Annotated in this window: 19 protein-coding genes; 9 read left to right on the top strand and 10 right to left on the bottom strand. The window is 65.2% G+C overall.

Annotated elements, in window-relative coordinates; all coding sequences use genetic code 11:
- Nucleotides 1-7 precede the first annotated feature (7 nt).
- Nucleotides 8-580, top strand: a complete 573-nt coding sequence (locus tag LDB29_RS10490; RefSeq protein WP_099185667.1) for a septal ring lytic transglycosylase RlpA family protein — start codon at nt 8-10, stop codon at nt 578-580.
- 545 nt (nt 581-1,125) lie between these two features.
- Nucleotides 1,126-1,446 carry a UrcA family protein gene (locus LDB29_RS10485; RefSeq protein WP_037484333.1) on the top strand — a complete coding sequence of 107 codons (321 nt, stop codon included), beginning with the start codon at nt 1,126-1,128 and terminating at the stop codon, nt 1,444-1,446.
- Nucleotides 1,447-1,612: 166 nt separating this feature from the next.
- Here LDB29_RS10485 and LDB29_RS10480 read toward each other — a convergent pair whose 3' ends face one another.
- Both LDB29_RS10480 and LDB29_RS10475 read right to left on the bottom strand, forming a co-directional pair.
- Complete coding sequence (locus tag LDB29_RS10480; protein ID WP_025552126.1) at nt 1,613-2,356, bottom strand: LytTR family DNA-binding domain-containing protein; 744 nt, start codon at nt 2,354-2,356, stop codon at nt 1,613-1,615.
- Between the two features lie 272 nt (nt 2,357-2,628).
- Entirely contained in the window at nt 2,629-3,738 is a 1,110-nt protein-coding gene (locus LDB29_RS10475) for a sensor histidine kinase (protein ID WP_099185668.1), read from the bottom strand.
- A gap of 161 nt (nt 3,739-3,899) precedes the next feature.
- Here LDB29_RS10475 and LDB29_RS10470 point away from each other — a divergent pair, with 161 nt between their 5' ends.
- The 3 genes from LDB29_RS10470 to LDB29_RS10460 all read left to right on the top strand — a co-directional run bounded on the left by LDB29_RS10470 (nt 3,900) and on the right by LDB29_RS10460 (nt 5,527).
- A complete protein-coding gene (locus LDB29_RS10470; RefSeq protein ID WP_229742423.1) occupies nt 3,900-4,145 on the top strand; it encodes a hypothetical protein in 246 nt (81 codons plus the stop codon).
- Between the two features lie 79 nt (nt 4,146-4,224).
- Entirely contained in the window at nt 4,225-4,476 is a 252-nt protein-coding gene (locus LDB29_RS10465; protein WP_025551521.1) for a hypothetical protein, read from the top strand.
- A gap of 502 nt (nt 4,477-4,978) precedes the next feature.
- Nucleotides 4,979-5,527, top strand: a complete 549-nt coding sequence (locus tag LDB29_RS10460; RefSeq protein ID WP_025551523.1) for a hypothetical protein — start codon at nt 4,979-4,981, stop codon at nt 5,525-5,527.
- 266 nt (nt 5,528-5,793) lie between these two features.
- On the opposite strand, the gene LDB29_RS10455 is transcribed toward LDB29_RS10460, so the two are convergent.
- The 8 genes from LDB29_RS10455 to LDB29_RS10415 all read right to left on the bottom strand — a co-directional run bounded on the left by LDB29_RS10455 (nt 5,794) and on the right by LDB29_RS10415 (nt 13,862).
- A complete protein-coding gene (locus LDB29_RS10455) occupies nt 5,794-7,335 on the bottom strand; it encodes a right-handed parallel beta-helix repeat-containing protein (protein ID WP_025551525.1) in 1,542 nt (513 codons plus the stop codon).
- A 257-nt stretch (nt 7,336-7,592) separates the two neighbouring features.
- Nucleotides 7,593-8,288, bottom strand: a complete 696-nt coding sequence (locus LDB29_RS10450) for a tRNA (guanosine(46)-N(7))-methyltransferase TrmB (RefSeq protein ID WP_025551526.1) — start codon at nt 8,286-8,288, stop codon at nt 7,593-7,595.
- 221 nt (nt 8,289-8,509) lie between these two features.
- The gene (locus LDB29_RS10445) at nt 8,510-8,689 is read right to left on the bottom strand and encodes a hypothetical protein (protein ID WP_025551528.1); all 180 of its coding nucleotides are present in this window, start codon (nt 8,687-8,689) and stop codon (nt 8,510-8,512) included.
- A gap of 126 nt (nt 8,690-8,815) precedes the next feature.
- Nucleotides 8,816-9,526: a methyl-accepting chemotaxis protein gene (locus LDB29_RS29285; RefSeq protein ID WP_025551529.1), complete on the bottom strand. Its 711-nt coding sequence runs from the start codon at nt 9,524-9,526 to the stop codon at nt 8,816-8,818.
- Nucleotides 9,527-9,771: 245 nt separating this feature from the next.
- Entirely contained in the window at nt 9,772-10,977 is a 1,206-nt protein-coding gene (metK, locus tag LDB29_RS10430; protein WP_025551531.1) for a methionine adenosyltransferase, read from the bottom strand.
- A 60-nt stretch (nt 10,978-11,037) separates the two neighbouring features.
- Nucleotides 11,038-12,681, bottom strand: coding sequence for an apolipoprotein N-acyltransferase (lnt, locus tag LDB29_RS10425; protein ID WP_257557024.1), 1,644 nt, complete (start codon nt 12,679-12,681; stop codon nt 11,038-11,040).
- Between the two features lie 11 nt (nt 12,682-12,692).
- On the bottom strand, nt 12,693-13,328 hold the full coding sequence (locus tag LDB29_RS10420) for a YqaA family protein (RefSeq protein ID WP_025551535.1): 636 nt from the start codon (nt 13,326-13,328) through the stop codon (nt 12,693-12,695).
- 12 nt (nt 13,329-13,340) lie between these two features.
- Complete coding sequence (locus LDB29_RS10415; RefSeq protein ID WP_025551536.1) at nt 13,341-13,862, bottom strand: GNAT family N-acetyltransferase; 522 nt, start codon at nt 13,860-13,862, stop codon at nt 13,341-13,343.
- Between the two features lie 90 nt (nt 13,863-13,952).
- On the opposite strand from LDB29_RS10415, the gene LDB29_RS10410 reads away from it, so the two are divergent.
- The 4 genes from LDB29_RS10410 to LDB29_RS10395 all read left to right on the top strand — a co-directional run bounded on the left by LDB29_RS10410 (nt 13,953) and on the right by LDB29_RS10395 (nt 16,432).
- Nucleotides 13,953-14,195, top strand: a complete 243-nt coding sequence (locus LDB29_RS10410) for a hypothetical protein (protein ID WP_025551538.1) — start codon at nt 13,953-13,955, stop codon at nt 14,193-14,195.
- A gap of 44 nt (nt 14,196-14,239) precedes the next feature.
- Nucleotides 14,240-15,028 carry a hypothetical protein gene (locus tag LDB29_RS10405; protein WP_173676438.1) on the top strand — a complete coding sequence of 263 codons (789 nt, stop codon included), beginning with the start codon at nt 14,240-14,242 and terminating at the stop codon, nt 15,026-15,028.
- A gap of 161 nt (nt 15,029-15,189) precedes the next feature.
- Nucleotides 15,190-15,753, top strand: a complete 564-nt coding sequence (locus tag LDB29_RS10400; protein ID WP_044663186.1) for a hypothetical protein — start codon at nt 15,190-15,192, stop codon at nt 15,751-15,753.
- Nucleotides 15,754-15,883: 130 nt separating this feature from the next.
- On the top strand, nt 15,884-16,432 hold the full coding sequence (locus tag LDB29_RS10395; RefSeq protein ID WP_128830893.1) for a hypothetical protein: 549 nt from the start codon (nt 15,884-15,886) through the stop codon (nt 16,430-16,432).
- Nucleotides 16,433-16,444 lie beyond the last annotated feature (12 nt).

The raw sequence follows: 16,444 nt of genomic DNA, 5'->3' as shown, positions 1-16,444 counted from the left end.
GGCGGGGATGAGCGGGACTTTTGTTCGGATGCGGTTCGGCGCGCTGGGCGTCGCGATGGCGCTGGCGGCCTGTGGCGGGGGGGTGCGCTATCGGCCCGTGAGCGACGTGCCGGTGCGGGTGGGAAAGCCCTATAGCGTCAGGGGCGTGACCTATGTGCCTGCCGCCGATCCGGGCTATGATTATCTGGGCTATGCGAGCTGGTATGGCGGGGAGAGCGGGAACCGGACGGCCAATGGCGAGCGCTTTCGGCCGAAGGCGGTGACGGCGGCGCACGCGACGCTGCCCCTGCCGAGCTATGTCGAGGTGACGGCGCTGGAGACGGGGCGGACGATCCTGGTGCGGATCAACGATCGCGGGCCCTTTGCCGGGCGGGGGCGGATCATCGACCTGTCGCGCGGGGCGGCGGAGCAGCTGGGGATCCGGGCGACGGGCCATGCGCCGGTCAGGGTGCGCGTCGTGGAGCCGCCGGAGAAGGACCGCGGCAAGCTGCGCGAGGGGAAGGAGGCGCCGGAGCGGCCGGTCGTCGATGCGCGGACGCTCGCCAATTTGCGGGCGCAGCTTGCCGCGCAGGGGCGGTGATGTCGTTCGTGGAAGAATGTCGTCCGTTCGTCCACGGCTGATGTTGCCGGGCGTGATGGATGGGCGGATCATCGAATGGGGAAAACGGTCGTTGCGCACCCGCGCTATGATGCGGTTCGACATGGCGACGATCTGGCTATGGATCGACCGGCCCCGGGCCGTATCGCCGCAAGATGATTGAAAGAGATCCCGGAGAGCCCGACAGCTTCCTGGATGCACCCCCGGCCTTTCCCTTGCGCCGGGGGTGTTTTTACGTGCGCGAATTGTTGAACAATTGTAATTTTACGCTACGGAACAGTTGTTTTTCTGTCGTAAAATTGTCGTTCGTCCCTGTCAGACTGTATTTGGTCGACAGGAGCGCCGTTGGCCGACAGGGACAGGCGCCGGTCGAAAGCGAAAAGCGATGCATTTGCAATGCGCCTAAACAAAATGGGCGAAGACAGAGACGATGATCTGTTGAGGCCTTCTCTTCTCTTCGCTTGAGGTCTGCACCGCGCCCCACGCGGCCAGGCCGACAAAAGCATAGCGTTGAGGAGACAATTGCCATGATCGCCATCAAGTTCACCGCTGCTCTCGCCGCCATGGCCGCCATGGGCGCCGCCGGCACGGCTTCCGCCATCGAATTCGAGTCCAACGGAAAGAGTGTCGAGGTCAGCTATCATGATCTGGACCTGTCGAAGACGAGCGACCAACGCGTCCTGAATGCCCGGATACGGCGTGCCGCGGCAAAGGTCTGCCCGCTCAACGATACCACGGCCGCGATCGAGAAGTGCCAGCAGGTTGCAGCCGCGCATGTTCGCGGCGCTGTGGACCTTGCCGTCGCCAAGGCTCAGGATGGGGAGCGCTTTGCCGATCTGAGCAAGTAAAAGCCAGTCGGCGCAAGCGCCTGAGTTATTCAATCGGTTTTTAGAAAAGGGCCCGGAATTCACCGGGCCTTTCCTTTTGTGGGCGCGGAGCGTTGCGGCGTCCTGTGGGCGTTGCCCTCCATCGTCTTTGGCGGTTTCCCTTCCCATCTGCGATGGATTGAAGGGGTCAGCGGCCTGCCATGGCGCGGGCGTTGGTGAGATAGGTGCGGCCGATGCGGATTTCCGTGCCGTCCGCGAGGCAGGCTGACCAGACGCCGCTGCCGTCGTGGCGCAGCCGGGAGATATGGTCGCGGCGCACGATGTGGGAGCGGTGCAGGCGGACGAACTGCTGCGGGTCCAGCCGGTTTTCCAGCGAACTGATCGTCTGGTGCAGCAGATAGCTGTTGGCCCCCACATGCAGCCGCATATAGTCGCGTTCCGCCTCGATCCGGTCGATCTGGACCGCGCCGATGCGGATCAGTTCGGAACGGTGCGGCACCCAGAATTCCTCCGCCCACTCGGGTTCGTCCTGCGTGCTGGTGGCGGGGGAGGGGACGGTGCGGTTGCCCAGCGCCTGTTCGACGCGGTCGATGGCGCGGGACAGGCGTTCATGGGCCACCGGCTTCAGCAGATAGTCCACGGCGGCAAGGTCGAAGGCCTCCACCGCGAAACCTTCGAAAGCGGTGACGAAGATCACTGCCGGGCAGATGCCCATGCGCGAGGTCGCCCGCGCCACGCCGATGCCGTCGAGCAGCGGCATGGCGATGTCGAGCATCACCAGGTCCGGTTCCAGCCCCTCGATCAGGCGCAGCGCCGCCTCCCCGTCGCTGGCGGTGCCGACCAGCGCGATGCGCGGTTCGCGGGCGCACAGCATCTGGAGGCGTTCGACCGCCAATGGTTCGTCGTCGACGATCAGCGTTCGGATGGGCATGGGTTCGACCTTTCACGGATTGCGCCAAGGATGGGGAAATTCCGTACCCTAGAGCAGATTCCGATCCGATTGCATCGGCTCGACTGCTCTAGGTTTTTGTTTTGTCGCGTTTTCCGAGTCGGCAGATGATTCCATCTGCTTGGAAAACGCTCCAGGCTGCGGCGACAGCATCCATTGTGCCTCTACCCACCTGCGGTTGCGGGGGAGAAATGGATGCTGAAACAAGTTCAGCATGACGTCGCTTATATTTTCAAGTTGAATGTCGATACGGCCTAGCTCCGGCGGATGATGGGGAGGGTCAGGTCCACCGCGAAGCCTCCCCCCGCGCGCGGGCCATAGTCGATCCGGCCTCGTTCCCCGAAGCGGGCGGTCAGGCGGTCGCGCACATTGGCGAGGCCGATGCCGCTGCCCGCGTCCGCTTCGCTGGGCGGCTTGTCGCCATTGTCGGTGACGCTGATGTGGAGCATGCCCTCCTCCTCCCGCGCTTCGATGGCGATGGTCACTGGGCTGGAGGTGCGCGACACGCCATATTTGATCGCATTTTCCACCAGCGGTTGCAGGATCAGGCCGGGAACGCAGGCATTGAGCAGGGTGTCCGGGATGCGGATGCTGGTCGACAGGCGATCCGGGAAGCGCACCGCTTCGATGTCCAGATAGAGTTTCTGGAGATGCACTTCCTCCTCCAGCGAGACGTCCTCCAGTGGGTCGCCGGTCAGGCTGGTGCGGTAGAAATTGGAGAGGGAGAGGATCATCTGTTCCGCCTCGTCGCGCCGGTCCTTCATGACCAGCGAAGAGAGCGAGTTCAGCGTGTTGAACAGGAAATGGGGGTTCACCTGATAGCGCAGGGAGCGCAGTTCGGCCTGCTGGGCGGCGCGTTCCAGCCGGTCGGCGCGGCGTTCGACGCGATGCGCCTCGCTGGCGTAGGAGAGGGCGAGGTACAGGCCGGCCCAGGCGGCGAGGAAGAAATAGCGGCTGATCGCGTCCTCCACGATCTGCATCAGGGCGAAGCCCTGTTCGCTCGCATATTTCTGATAATCGGCGTCAGGAAACAGCGAGGCCGGGTCGTAGATGTTGAAGACGTAGAAATTGGCGGCCGCCGTCGCCAGCGCGAAGGGCGCGGCGAGCGAGAAGGCGGCGACGATGCGCGTCGTCAGCGGCTGGCGGTCGAAGCGGCGCAGGCAGAGATAGAGGACCCAGGTGACGACGATGCCGATCACCGTCACCACCGCGCGGCGCGCGGCCATGGCCCCCTGCGCCTCGAACCCCATGACGGAGGCGCGCAGCGTCACCAGCACCGCGTAGAAGAACCAGAAACCCAATATCGAATAAAGTGCGACCGTCGGCGGCACGCCAGGCTCGCCGTCCTCGTTTTTTATGCTCATGGGCGAAAGTCTAGGACAAGGCGCGGCGTCTGTCGCCCCTTGGCGGCGAAGCTGGTCGAAGGGTTCCATGCGTTGGTCGATAGGGGCGGCGGGCGGAACCCGCCCTTGCCGCCGTCCGTTTCATGGTTCGAGGCGCCGGCGCGCCAAAAAAGGAGAGCATGATGAGCGACAAGACCGATATTCGGCCCAACAGCCGCGAGGAAGCCGACGACAGGCGGCCTACCGACGCGCAGGACCATGCGGTGACGACGGAGGAGAAGCTGGACGAGGGATTGATGGACAGCATGGATGCGTCCGATCCGCCATCGGCGACCGCGCCGGGCGATCATGGCGATCCGGTCCCGTCTTCCGGTTTTCCGGAAGGCAGGGATCGGCCGGACGGCGAGGATCGGAAGGACGGGCGATAGACGATAGGGGAAATCGTGATATGATCGGTTGGGAGGGCAGCCGCGCGTTGCCCTCCGCAGGTGAGAGGAGCCACTTCATATGCCGACTTCCGCCACTCCCGCGATCGAACGCATTGCCCGCGTGCTGGCCGGGCGCCAGCTCAGCCTGAACGGCGAGGGCAACGATCCGCATGCGGCGAGCGCAGTCGATGCCAGTTGGCAGGACCATGTCGACGATGCCTATGCGATCCTGCACACGCTGCGGGAGCCCGATGCCCAAATGGCGCAGGCGGGCGACGTGGCCGTTTGGCGCAGCATGATCGGCGCGGTGCTGGAGCGCAGGGCCGGGTAGGGCATCGCGCAGAAGCGCCTGTCCTGAGCCGGTCGTGGATGGGTGTTTTGCGCTGAAAAGGATGCGGCTGAAAACGATGCGACAGCGGAAAATTCGAGCGCGGCCTGCATCCGGTTTAACATGGCGCGCTCCATGGCGGCGGCCGGGTTTGGGTTGCCCTTGCCGATCGGCCTGTCCTGCTTGAAGGGATCGGGAGCCGAGCCTCCACCCTGGCGGATTATCGGACCGCTTTGTTGTGCGCGCATGAGCCATTCGCCGCATTCGAGCGCCTCGCAGGAATGAAGCCCGTTTCGAGGAAAGCGTCTGCCGCCGGACAATGCCGGCGGGGGATGGGCGGCGAACCGGCTCATGCTACTCGATTGGGCGCATTCATAAAAATTACATGTTGCGCTGCACAAGGAAAAATGATTCCCTGTGTCTGTCGGCAGAACCGGCGCTTAAGCTTGCAGTAACCATCGGGGGCGCATGTTCTGCTTACGACTTGAAGTCGGAGGGCAAAAGCATGGGCACGAGTGCAAGACCTGCGGACGGGGCGATTACCCTGGCGGAGTTGCGTGAATTCGCCAGTTTCCCGGCCGCCACGCAGCGTTACATCCGAAGATCGCTGGACATCGGACTTCATCGGCGCGACGCCATGAAGCTGTGGTCGCGCGACATGGTGGAGGAAGCCAGCATTCGCGCGCAGGCGCGGATCTACGGGCGGCTGGAGGAGATCAAGGCGCGGGTGCCCGATGACAGCGGCCTGGACCAGATGGAGCCTTTCATGGCGCCGCTGGTGACGGTTTCCGCCTTCGACCTGGGGCAGGACCGGTTGTGCAGCTTTTCCGCCTATCGCTTCCTGTATGAGCGGCTGTTGGGTGCGGGATCGCGGCCATGGCTGCCGGGAGCCTTCTGCGCGGCGGCCAGCCTGCCGCACCTCCACCCCGAAAAGCGCCGGGCGCTGCTCCAGTCGATCAGCGAAGCGGCGGCGACGGCGGTCGGATGGTCGAACCGGGAGCCGACCTTCTATCCCGAATGGGTCGAGAAGGTGGATCTGAGCAAGGCGAACTGAGCGAGCGGTCCGGGCCCGTCCGGGGGGAGGGGCGCGAGGGACGCGGCGATGACGGCGCGGCGGGCCGGACCCGGCGCGCCGTTGCCTTTTTCCGCCGTCATGGCCCTCCATGCGCTTGATCCAGGTCTAGATTATCGCAATCGACTTCCCGGCTGAACTATGTCCTATTGCCGTCCGCAGGCATCGTCCTGTGTGCGACCCAACTGAAGCCCCGCCTTCCTTCGCAAGGGGCGGGGCTCCTTTGCCTTTGGCGGAGGGGGATCGGGTCAGCGGCGGGTTTCGAAGGCGGAACTGGCCCGTGGTTGCCGGAGCCGGACGGGGGTTCCCAGTTCGCGCCCCAGCATCGCCAGCATCCAGTTCCGGTGGCGGTCGATGAATTCGGGGAAAGCGTCGGGGCTGGCGGGATCGAACCTGGGCACGTCCCAGTCCGACGCGATTTCCTGATAGGGCTGGATGGTCTGGCCGGCGCCATCGTCCGGCAGGTCGATATGGCTGCCGAAATAGCTGTTCCGCCGGAAGCGGATCGATTCGGCCGGGGCGAAGCCGGCCCGGATCAGATAGTCGGGGCCGCTGCGCCCGCTCTCGCTGCCGTAGCGGGCGGTGCCCGCCACCTTGAAGACATTGCGCGCGAAGCGGACTCCGCGCGCCCAGCCCTGCCATTCGGTGGCGACGATCATCTGCACATCCATCGCCGGGCCGACATGGATGACGTTCCTTTCGATCCGGGCGTCCGACACATTGCCGGAAAGCTGGAAGATGCGGGCGCCGTCGTTGCGGCTGACGTTGAAGCGCGCCAGCGTGCCGCGATTGCCCAGATTGTCCTTGTCGTTGCGGCGGGGCGAGCAGATCAGCAGGAAGCCGCCGGCATTGTCGTGGCTGTAATTGTAGAGGAAGGTCGTCCGGCGCGAGTTGAAGTCGGAATCGAAGCCCTGGCCGTCATAGCGGGTGCGGGTATGGGCCGCCTCGTTGAGCTGGATCAGGCTGTTGTCGGTGCTCCACTGCCAGATGCCGGCATTGTAGCCGGGCGCGCGGCTGCCGGCGTGGAGGACGATATTATGTTCGATCAGGGCGCCGTCCGTGCCGCGGGGGACGATGCCGTCGCCGCCGATGTCCTCCAGATAATTGTCGCGGATCACCACCTTCCTGCTGGGGAACCAGTCGAGGAGGGATACCCGGTCGCTGATCCCGGCGATGCCGGACCGATCGACGCGCCACAGGATGTTCCGCTCGATCGCGAGGTCCTGGAAGCGGGTGGCGAGCTGCCGGCCGGTGGCGCGGAACAGGATGCCGCCATTGTCCTTGCGGTCGTTGGTGCCGCGGACATCGTGGACATAATTGTCGCTGATGCGGATGCCCCGCGTCACCCCGCGGTTTTCGGCGCGCACCAATATGCCGATGCGCGGGGCCGGCGAGGGGGCGGCGTTGGTGACTTCCAGCCCACTGATCGTGACGTGATCGGCGTCGATCACGCCGACGGCATATTCCGAAACGCCGCCCGCATCGATGCGCGGGCGCGGGCCGGAGCCGGTCGCGCCGACCGTGATGGGCGATCCCGCCTTGCCCGAGCGGGCGATCGTCAGCGGTTCCCGCCAGACCGATCCGGCGGCCAGCAGGACGCGGTCGCCGGGCCGGAGCGGCCAGCCATTGACCCGCGTGAGCGAGCGCCAGGCCCGGTTGCCGGCGGTGCCGTCCGCATTGTCGTCGCCCTGGCGGGAATCGACATAATAGGTTTCGGCGTGGGCGGCGGTGACGAGGGAGGCGGGAAACAGGAGCGTCGGAAGAAGAAACGCCCAATATGGCTTCGGCACCTGTCGGTCTTTCACGGCGTTGCGATCTGGCCGTGAGATTGATGGAGGGGGGCTGAACGGTCAATGAAGATGTGGCGATTGCGGGGACGATGGCGTGTCGCGGGGAAAGGAGGGCCGGCAAGCCCTTGAATTGCCGGATGGGAGCCCTAGATTGATGTGGTCACTCTTCCCCCTTGGAGTGACACCTCCCTGAACCTTGGCCCCGCCGTGGAGCTTGCTCCGGCGGGGTTTCTTTTTGGAGAGGGCCGGGACGGCGATCAGCGGCGGCGGTAACGGAAGTACCATACTTCATGGCCCAGGCTGCGCGCTTTCGCTTCGTAGCGGGTTTCGGGCCAGCCGCCGGGGCGGCGCTGGAAATCCGTGGGAGAGCCCGCCAGCCATTCGAAATCGGGATGGCCGTTCATCACCATCAGCGCCCAGCGCAGATAGACGGGATGGTCCGTGCCGAAGCGGAATTCGCCGCCCGGCTTCAGCTTGCGCGCGATCATCGCGACCGGGCCGGGGTTCATCATGCGGCGCTTGGCGTGGCGGGCCTTGGGCCAGGGGTCGGGGTGGAGCAGATAGACGAAGCTGAGCGAGCCGTCCGGAATCCGGCCGAGCACGGAGAGCGCGTCGCCCATGTGGAGGCGGACATTGCCCAGCGCCCTGTCGCGGATATGGCCGAGCGCGGTGACGACGCCGTTCAGGAACGGTTCGCAGCCGATGAAGCCGTGATCGGGCAGCAGGTCGGCGCGATAGGCGAGATGTTCGCCGCCGCCGAAGCCGATTTCGAAATGCAGGGGACGGTCGTAGCCGAACAGGCCCGCGGCGGTGACATCCCCTTCCTCAGGCACGGAGAGGGCGGGCAGCAGGGAATCGACCAGTTCCTGTTGCCCCTTGCGGAGCTTGTGCCCGGACTGGCGGCCGTAGAGGCGGTTGAGCGTGGTGGGATCGCCGGATTTATGCGCTGTCATGCGCGGGCGGATAGAGCATTTTCGGTGCGAGTGAAATCACCTGCCGGATCGAAAAATGCGGGAGGGGGATGGGGTAAGGAGGGGAGCGTCATGGGGCGCCTCCTGTCCCCGTTGTTGAGGAGATGATGCCGGGGACAGGAGGCTTAGGCCTGACGCCGTGGGCGGCGTCGGGCTTGTTCCTTTGGGAGGCGATGGGCCGGGACCGATGCGAACCCGTCAGGTCATTTGCACTTGGCGAAGCGGCCCTTGGCGTCCTTGCACGGTCCCTTCTTGGCGACCGGCTTGGGCGGACATTTGACGAACTTGCCCTTGGCGTCCTTGCATGGCGCGGCCAACGCTGGGGCTACGCTGCCGGTCATGAGGGCGAGGCCGAGGAGGGCGGAAGTCAGTGGCCTGGTCATCGCATTCCCCTTGGAAAGAGGTTGCCGGACCCGACAGGGGTGCGGGTCCGACGCCCTGCTTATGGGCGTTTTGCGGGCGGCATGCCAATGAACTTTTCGTCATGTTGCCGCCATGCGGGGGGCCTGTCAGGCCGCCGATTGCCGGTCCGTCAGGCCGATCCGTTCCTGCTGCATCATGGCCGCGGCGCGTTCGGTGGCGATGCGGGTGTCGTCGGCCAGTTTCTTGACCTCGCCCGCGACGACGGCGAAGCCGCGGCCGGCCTCCCCGGCGCGGGCGGCCTCTATCCGGGCGTTGAGGGCGAGCATGTTGGTCTGGGCGGCGATGCCGCGGATGGTCGAGACGATGTCGGCCAATTGGGTCATCGTCTTTTCCAGCGCATTCTTCTGCCGCTCCAGATCGTGCTGGAGGCGATGGCTGTCGGCCAGGCGATGACGCGCCTCCCGTTCCTGCCGGACCTGGCGGGTGATGTCGGTGGCGATCTTCACGACCTTGCGCAATGTGCCGTCGGCTTCGAAGACGGGATTATAGGTGGCCTGCAACCAGATTTCGCGGCCGTTGCGGTCGCGGCGCTCATAGGCGCCGGCGTCGAAGGCGCCGTAACCGAGCTTCTGCCAGAAATCGGCATATTCCTGGGATGCGGCATGGTCCGGCGTGCAGAAGATCCGGTGGTGCTTGCCCGCAATCTCTTCCAGCCCATAGCCCATCAGGGCCAGGAAATTGGCGTTGGCCGTCAGGATCGTGCCGTCCAGCGCGAATTCGATCACCGCCTGGCTGCGGTTGAGGGCTGTCCACGCGGCTTCGGCGCCGTGGGCGCCGTAAGAGAGGGAAGAGGCCAAACCATGTCTCCTTGATCCATCCGGCGCTAGGCGGAGCATGGTTAAGGAAGGGTAAGGGGCCATGAAAAAGGGGCTGCCGGGCGACCGGCAACCCCTGATGCGATGTGCTTTCCCGACCCGGATCGGGTGTGTGGGATTCAGCCCATGGCGGCTGCAAATGGCGGCTTTCCGCGCTTCCGGCGCTTACCTGCCGAACTGCGCTTCGAGCTTTTTTCGCCTTGCCCTGAACGGAATCCCCGCGCGCCTTAAAGGGCGGCCTTGAGCTTTTCCACCAGGTCGGTGCGTTCCCAGGGGAAGAAGTCGCCCTCCGCCTTGCGTCCGAAATGGCCATAGGCGGCGGACGGCTGGTAGATCGGCTTGTTGAGGCCGAGATGGGTGCGGATGCCGCGCGGGGTGAGGCCGCCCAGTTCCTTGATGTTCTTGATCGCCTGTTCGATCCTGTCGTCCCCGACCGTCCCGGTGCCGTGGGTGTCGACATAGAGCGACAGCGGTTCGGAAACGCCGATGGCGTAGGCGAGCTGGATAGTGCAGCGCTTCGCGAGACCGGCGGCGACGATGTTCTTTGCGAGATAGCGGGTGATATAGGCGGCCGAGCGATCCACCTTGGTCGGGTCCTTGCCGCTGAACGCGCCGCCGCCATGGGGCGAGGCGCCGCCATAGGTGTCGACGATGATCTTGCGGCCGGTGAGGCCTGCGTCGCCGTCCGGGCCGCCGATTTCGAAGCTGCCGGTCGGGTTGATGTGATAGACGGTCTCATCCGAGAGCAGTTCGCCGGGCAGGATTTCCGCGACGACGCCCTTCACGTAATTTTTGAGTTCGGCTTCCTTTTCGCCCGCGTCATAGCCCGGCGCGTGCTGGGTCGAGACGACGATGGCGGTGGCGGCGGCGGGCTTGCCGTTTTCGAAGCGCAGCGTCACCTGGCTCTTGGCGTCGGGTTCCAGGAAGGGGGCGCGGCCGCTGTGGCGGTCGGCGGCCATCTTCGCCAGGATCTTGTGGCTGTAGTCCAGCGTGGCGGGCATGAGGTCGGGCGTTTCGTCGCAGGCGAAGCCGAACATGATGCCCTGGTCGCCCGCGCCTTCATCCTTGTTGCCGGCGGCGTCGACGCCCTGCGCGATGTGCGCCGACTGGGCGTGGAGATTGTTTTCGAAGCGGAAAGTTTCCCAGTGGAAGCCGTCCTGTTCGTAGCCGATGCGCTTTACCGTGTCGCGGACGGTGCGTTCGATCTCTTCCTGCGCGCCCGGCGCCCATTCGCCATTTTCATAGACGCCCTTGCAGCGGATTTCCCCGGCGAGGACGACGAGCTGCGTCGTGGTCAGCGTTTCGCAGGCGATGCGGGCTTCGGAGTCTTTCGACAGGAAGAGGTCGACGATGGCGTCGGAAATCTGGTCCGCGACCTTGTCGGGATGGCCTTCGGAAACGGATTCCGAGGTGAAGAGGTAGTTCGAACGCATGGTTGCTCCAGTCTGATGCTGTGTCTGCGTATAAAGAAATCTTTATGTGCAGTGGATGCCTTAGCGGCTGCCGCGCAACCGGGCAAGTGGGATGCAGGCGAGGACGAGCAGCGCTGCAAAGGCGAAGGGGAGAAGATTGCCGAATCGCGCGAAGATCGTCGGCGGCAGCGCGGGGGGGAGCGCGGTGTCGAGAAAACCGGCGCGGTGGTGGCCGATGCTGCCGAGGATATGGCCGCGGGCGTCGACCACCGCGGAGATTCCGGTGGGGGTGGAGCGGATGATGGGGATGCCCTCCTCCAGCGCGCGGAGGCGGGCCTGCGCCAGATGCTGGACCGGGCCCCAACTGCCGAACCAGGCGTCGTTGGAGGGGTTGAACAGGAAGTCGGGACGGTTGGCTTCGTCCACCACCTGGCCGGAGAAGATGATCTCGTAGCAGATCTGCACGCCCATCCTGAGCGGCGGGCGGCCCAGCGTGGCGGGCAGGGCCAGGCTTTGCGGGCCGGGGCCGGGCCAGAAGTCGACGGCGCCGGGGACGAGGCGGGACAGGCCGAGCGGCTGGAGAATCTGGCGCATCGGCAGATATTCGCCATAGGGGACGAGATGGGACTTGTCGTAGCGGCCGAGCAGGCGGGCCTGGGCGTTCACGACGAACAGGCTGTTGTTCGCGCCGGCCAGCGCGTTTTCCGGGACGCCATCTTTCTCGACCTGTTTGAAATAGACCTTGGTCGCGCCGGTCATGAGCAGGTCGCCGGGGCCCAGCAATGCAGCGAGGCGGGCGCGCCAGTCGGGTTCCATGTCGAGATAGGCGGGGATGGCGGCTTCGGGCCAGAAGATCAGGCGCGGGGCCGGGCGCGGCGTGCCGGAGAGGGTGGCGAGGGTCTGGAAATGGGCCTGTTCGAGTTCGGGCGAATATTTTTCGTCCTGGCCGATATTGGGCTGGACCACGCGGATTTTGGGGGCGCCTGCGGGAGTGGGCGGGGCGGGGGAGAGATTGCCCCACAGGGTCAGGGCGATGAGGGGTGTAATGAGGGCGGCGGCGGGGCGGAACTGGCGGCGGAGGGCGAGGAGGAGCGCGCCCGACGCCAGTATGGCGAGCGCGCCGAGGCCGTAGGTGCCGATCAGGGTGGAGGCGATCGCCATGCCGGTGGGGAGGAGGGTGACGCCCAGCGGGTTCCAGGCGAAGCCGGTGAAGACGGTGGCGCGGAGATATTCCGAGGCCAGCCAGCAGGCGGCGAAGAGGAGGGTGAAAGGAAGTGTGGCGTGCTCCTGCGGAGGCAGGAGTCCAGTTCTGACGGCGGGACTGGGCTGTCGCGAGTCGCTTGTCTCGTTCCAGTGCCTTCGCAGGAACACGTTGTTCTGTAGATGGTACAGCCACCGGGCCGCCAGCGTGGCCAGGCCGGGATAGAAGGCGAGGTAGAGGGACAGGAGGACCACCGCGCCATAGCCGAACCAGTGGGGCATCGCGTCCTGGAAGGTGAAGGCGTGGGCGATCCAGTTGAGGCCGAGGGTGAAATGGCCGACGCCGAACAGCCAGCCGCGCAGGAAAGCGCTGCGGCGGTCGGGAGCCTGTTCGATCAGGAGGATGAGCAGCGCGAAGCAGGCGAGGGTGATTGGCCAGAGCTTCAGCGGTTCGAAGCCGGTGGCCGCCGCGAATCCGGCGAGCAGGGCGGTGAGCTTCGGAAAGCGGGCCGGAATGTCCTTCATGCCGGTGCGGATCAGTGCAGGGTGGCCATGGTGGCGTGGCTGCACTTGTCGCTCTTGTCCCCGCCGCCGGACAGGGCGGAGGCCGCGATGAAGCCGCCGACCAGCAGGACCAGGAAGCCGGCGGAGAGCAGGCCGAGATATTTTTCGATAAACGCCTTGATCGGGCGGCCGAACTTCCAGAACAGGAAACCCACCAGCATGAACTGGAAGGCGCGGCTGAGGACGCTCGCCCAGAGGAAGGTGAAGAGGGAGAGGCCGATGAAGCCCGCCGTGATGGTGATGAGCTTGAACGGGATCGGCGTCGCGCCCTTGATCAGGATGATCTCCGCCCCATAATCGCGCAGATAGCAGGCGGCGACGGGGAATTTCGCGGCGAGGCCGAGGGCGTGCAATATCTGCTGCCCGACCGTTTCATAGAGGAAATGGCCGATGGCATAGCCGAACAGCCCGCCCAGCACCGAGGCGATGGTGCAGATCAGCCCGAAGCGGATCGCGCGTTCCGGGCGGGCGAGGCACATCAGGCCCAGCAGCGGGTGCGGCGGGATCGGGAAGAAGCTGCTTTCCATGAAGCTGATGGCGAAGAGCCAGCGTTCGGCGTGGGCGTGGGCGGCTTTCGCCAGCGTCCATTGGTAGAGCTTGGTGAGCATCGGGTTGAGGCCCTAGCCCAACTGCTTTCGGGCCGCCAGTGCTTTTGCCAGGACGACCATCTGCTGCGGCGGATCGAGCGGTACGGGATAGGGGCGCGTCTCTCCCGTCGGTCGGTAGCCGCGTCTTCGATAATATCGGATGAGATTGTCGTGGGTGGAGATGACGGTCATTTCCATCCGCCGGGTACCGAAGGCGGTCGCGGCGAGCTGTTCGGCGGCGGCGATGAGGCGGTGGCCGAGGCCCCCCGACTGGAGCGCGGGATCGACGCAGAGCAGGCCGAGACAGGCGCGGCCGTCGCCCCGGTCGGAGATCTGGACGCAGCCGACGGGAGCGTCGTCCGGGGCGGGCGCGACCAGCAGGCGTTCGGCGGGGTCGGCGAGGATCGCCTCCAGCGCGGCGATGCTGGTGCGGGGGGTGGCGGGCGGGGCGGTCTCTATGGCCCAGCTTTGCCGGGCGGTGTCGCCGCGATAGGCGCGCTCTATGATCGGGTGGAGCCGGGGGAGGTCCGACGGGCGGGCGAGGCGTATGTCCATGGCCGGCCTGTAACGCCCTTGTGATGGAAGCGACAGGGGCCTTGATCGGTGCGGCGTCGCCACGGTAGCTTTGCCGTGTAGGAGACGCATATGCTTGGCATGGGAGAGGGCGCCTGTCCCTTTGAGTTCAATACCGATCCCGCGACGTTCAAGGTCGGGGATTCGGTCAGCTACCGGGTCACGGGCAGTCTGGAGGGCATGCCCTTTGCCGGCGTGCTGCTGGAGGTGCATGAGGATCATGTCGTGCTGACGTCGGACCCGGACGACAAGGCCAGCCGGATGCGGGCGACCCGGGAAAGCCGTCCTGTCGTCCGGGAGGAGGATATCTGTTGACGCCACGGCGTTGACGGCGCGGCGGCGTCTGGGCATGACCCCTTATGAGTCCGGCCCGGCGCATCCGAGTGAATTTGACCTTATCCCTTCCCTCCCAATGGCGCGAGCGCGGCGGCGGATTGCTGCTCGCGCTGCTGTTCAACGGGTTGCTGCTGCTGGCGTTGCTGACGCTGGCGCCCGATCCGGTGATCCGGCTGCCCGACCTGCGCAATCCGGTGACGTTCGAGATGGCGCCCGCGCCCAAGGCGGAGAAGGCGCAGAGCAAGGCCGAGAAGAGCGAGAAGAAGAAGCAGGAGAAATCGGCGCGGCGGCAGGTGCAGCAGCCGGTGGTCAAGCGCGACCGTCCCGTGGTGAAGCCGACCGAGCAGCAGCCCTCGCCGCTGCCGTTCCTGGTGCTGGACAGCCAGCAGATGGCGTCCGCCGACATCGGCAGGATGGCGAAGAAGGGCGCGGCCGACGGCGCGACGGGGCAGGGCAACAGCGCGGCGGCGGCGGGGCCGGGCGAGGGGCCGGGGGGCGTGCAGTTGTTCGATGCGGAATGGTACCGGCGGCCGAGCCATGCGGAACTGGCAGGCTATCTGCCCGCCGATGCGCCGACAAGCGGCTGGGGTCTGGTCGCGTGCAAGACGGTGGATCATTACCATGTCGAGAACTGCCAGGCGCTGGGGGAATCGCCCATGGGGTCCGGCTTTGCCAAGGCGGTTCGGCTGGCTGCGTGGCAATTTCTGGTGCTGCCGCCGCGGGTGAATGGCAAGGTGATGGTCGGGAGCTGGGTTCGGATCAGGATCGATTATACGCGCAGCGTGGCTGGCGGGGACGATGCAGGGCGGTGAACCGCGAGGAGGTTTTAACCCATATGGAACATTTTTGTTGACATCGTCACGCTGTTCTGGCACATAGGTCGACATTGGGAAAATGTGAGTCGCCGATGAGGCGGTGAAGGGCTGGTCCTCGTCAGGGCCGGCCCCTTTGCTTTGCATGCGGGGGATTGGCTGTGGCGGACGGAGAAGGGAAGAGGAGCCGGTTCGGCGGGCGGGCCGATGCGCCCGAGCGGGTGCTGGCGCTGGAGAATGGGCCGCAGGGGGCGCTGGGCGTCGCGCCGCAGATGCGCGCGGTGCGCCGGAATGGCTGGACGCCGGCGCTGCGGCAGAAGTTCCTGGAGACGCTGGCGCTGACTTGCAACGTCAGCGAGGCGGCGCGGGTCGTCGGGCGGAACTTGTCGACCGTCTATTATCTGAAGCGGCGCGATCCGGCATTTGCGCGGGCTTGGAAGCAGGCGCTGAGCATCGGGCATGAGGAATTGCGGGCGCTGATGCTGCGGCAGGCGCTGTTCGGCACGGAGGATGAGGAGATCGTGCTGGACGGGGAAGGGGCGGTCAAGAGCCGGAAGATCAGGCGGGGGCATCCGCACATGATCCAGGCGCTGCTGTTCAGGGCGCATGAGAAGGAGGTGGAGGAGATGCAGCGGCTGGAGAGCGTGGAGCGGCCCGATGGCGAGGATGCGGTGGAGCGGTTGCGGGTGGCGCTGGATGAGGTGCGGAAGCGGAGTGGGGGGTAGGGGATTTGGGGGGTAGGGGGATGGCGGCTTTGGCGGAATTTCTCCCGATTGCGGAAGATCCATTTGAAATTCTGGGCTGTCGGCATAGGAAACTATCTGTAGCTCAGCTTCGGTAGAATAGGTGTAGGCGATGGACATTCGCAGTTTTCGGACGGAGTTGTCACGAGCCTTTCAATCTGAAGGCTTTTTCGAAAAACGCCTTTTCAAAGGTGCGAATAAAGTTTGGATGCAACAATCGTCTGGCGAGATCGCGTCCTATTTCGATCCCGATGCGCAACGCAGGCCTTGGGGGTTTCGACTTCTCGGTGTTGTGGGCATCGACATTCCCGCTCTTCGGCAGTGGTTGAACCAACATAAGCCGGGAACGGAGAGCGGTATTTTTCAGGGAGGCTTCGTCGGCTATTACATAGCGAACGACGATGTATTGGGCCGTTTTCAAGTCGAACACGGCTTGCCGGTTCCGGCTGACCTGTGGGTCGGACTCATCAAGGACCGGCTTGATCGCATACCGCAATCCTTAACTGGGCTACTCGAAACCTATCGAAAAAATCGGGAGGAACTGGGATGGCTGGCGCACCCACATGAAAAGGCAGCTTGGGATTTTCTCGTAAAGTGGCACGAAAGTCCCGATCCTGCTCTGCATGTGCCGTATCGATTACCAAACGGCCAAGTCGTTTAGTGGCGGCAATCG

The sequence above is a fragment of the Sphingobium sp. CFD-2 genome, assembly GCF_024611135.1.
GTDB lineage: Bacteria > Pseudomonadota > Alphaproteobacteria > Sphingomonadales > Sphingomonadaceae > Sphingobium > Sphingobium fuliginis.
This window is presented reverse-complemented; position numbering and strand designations above follow the sequence as displayed.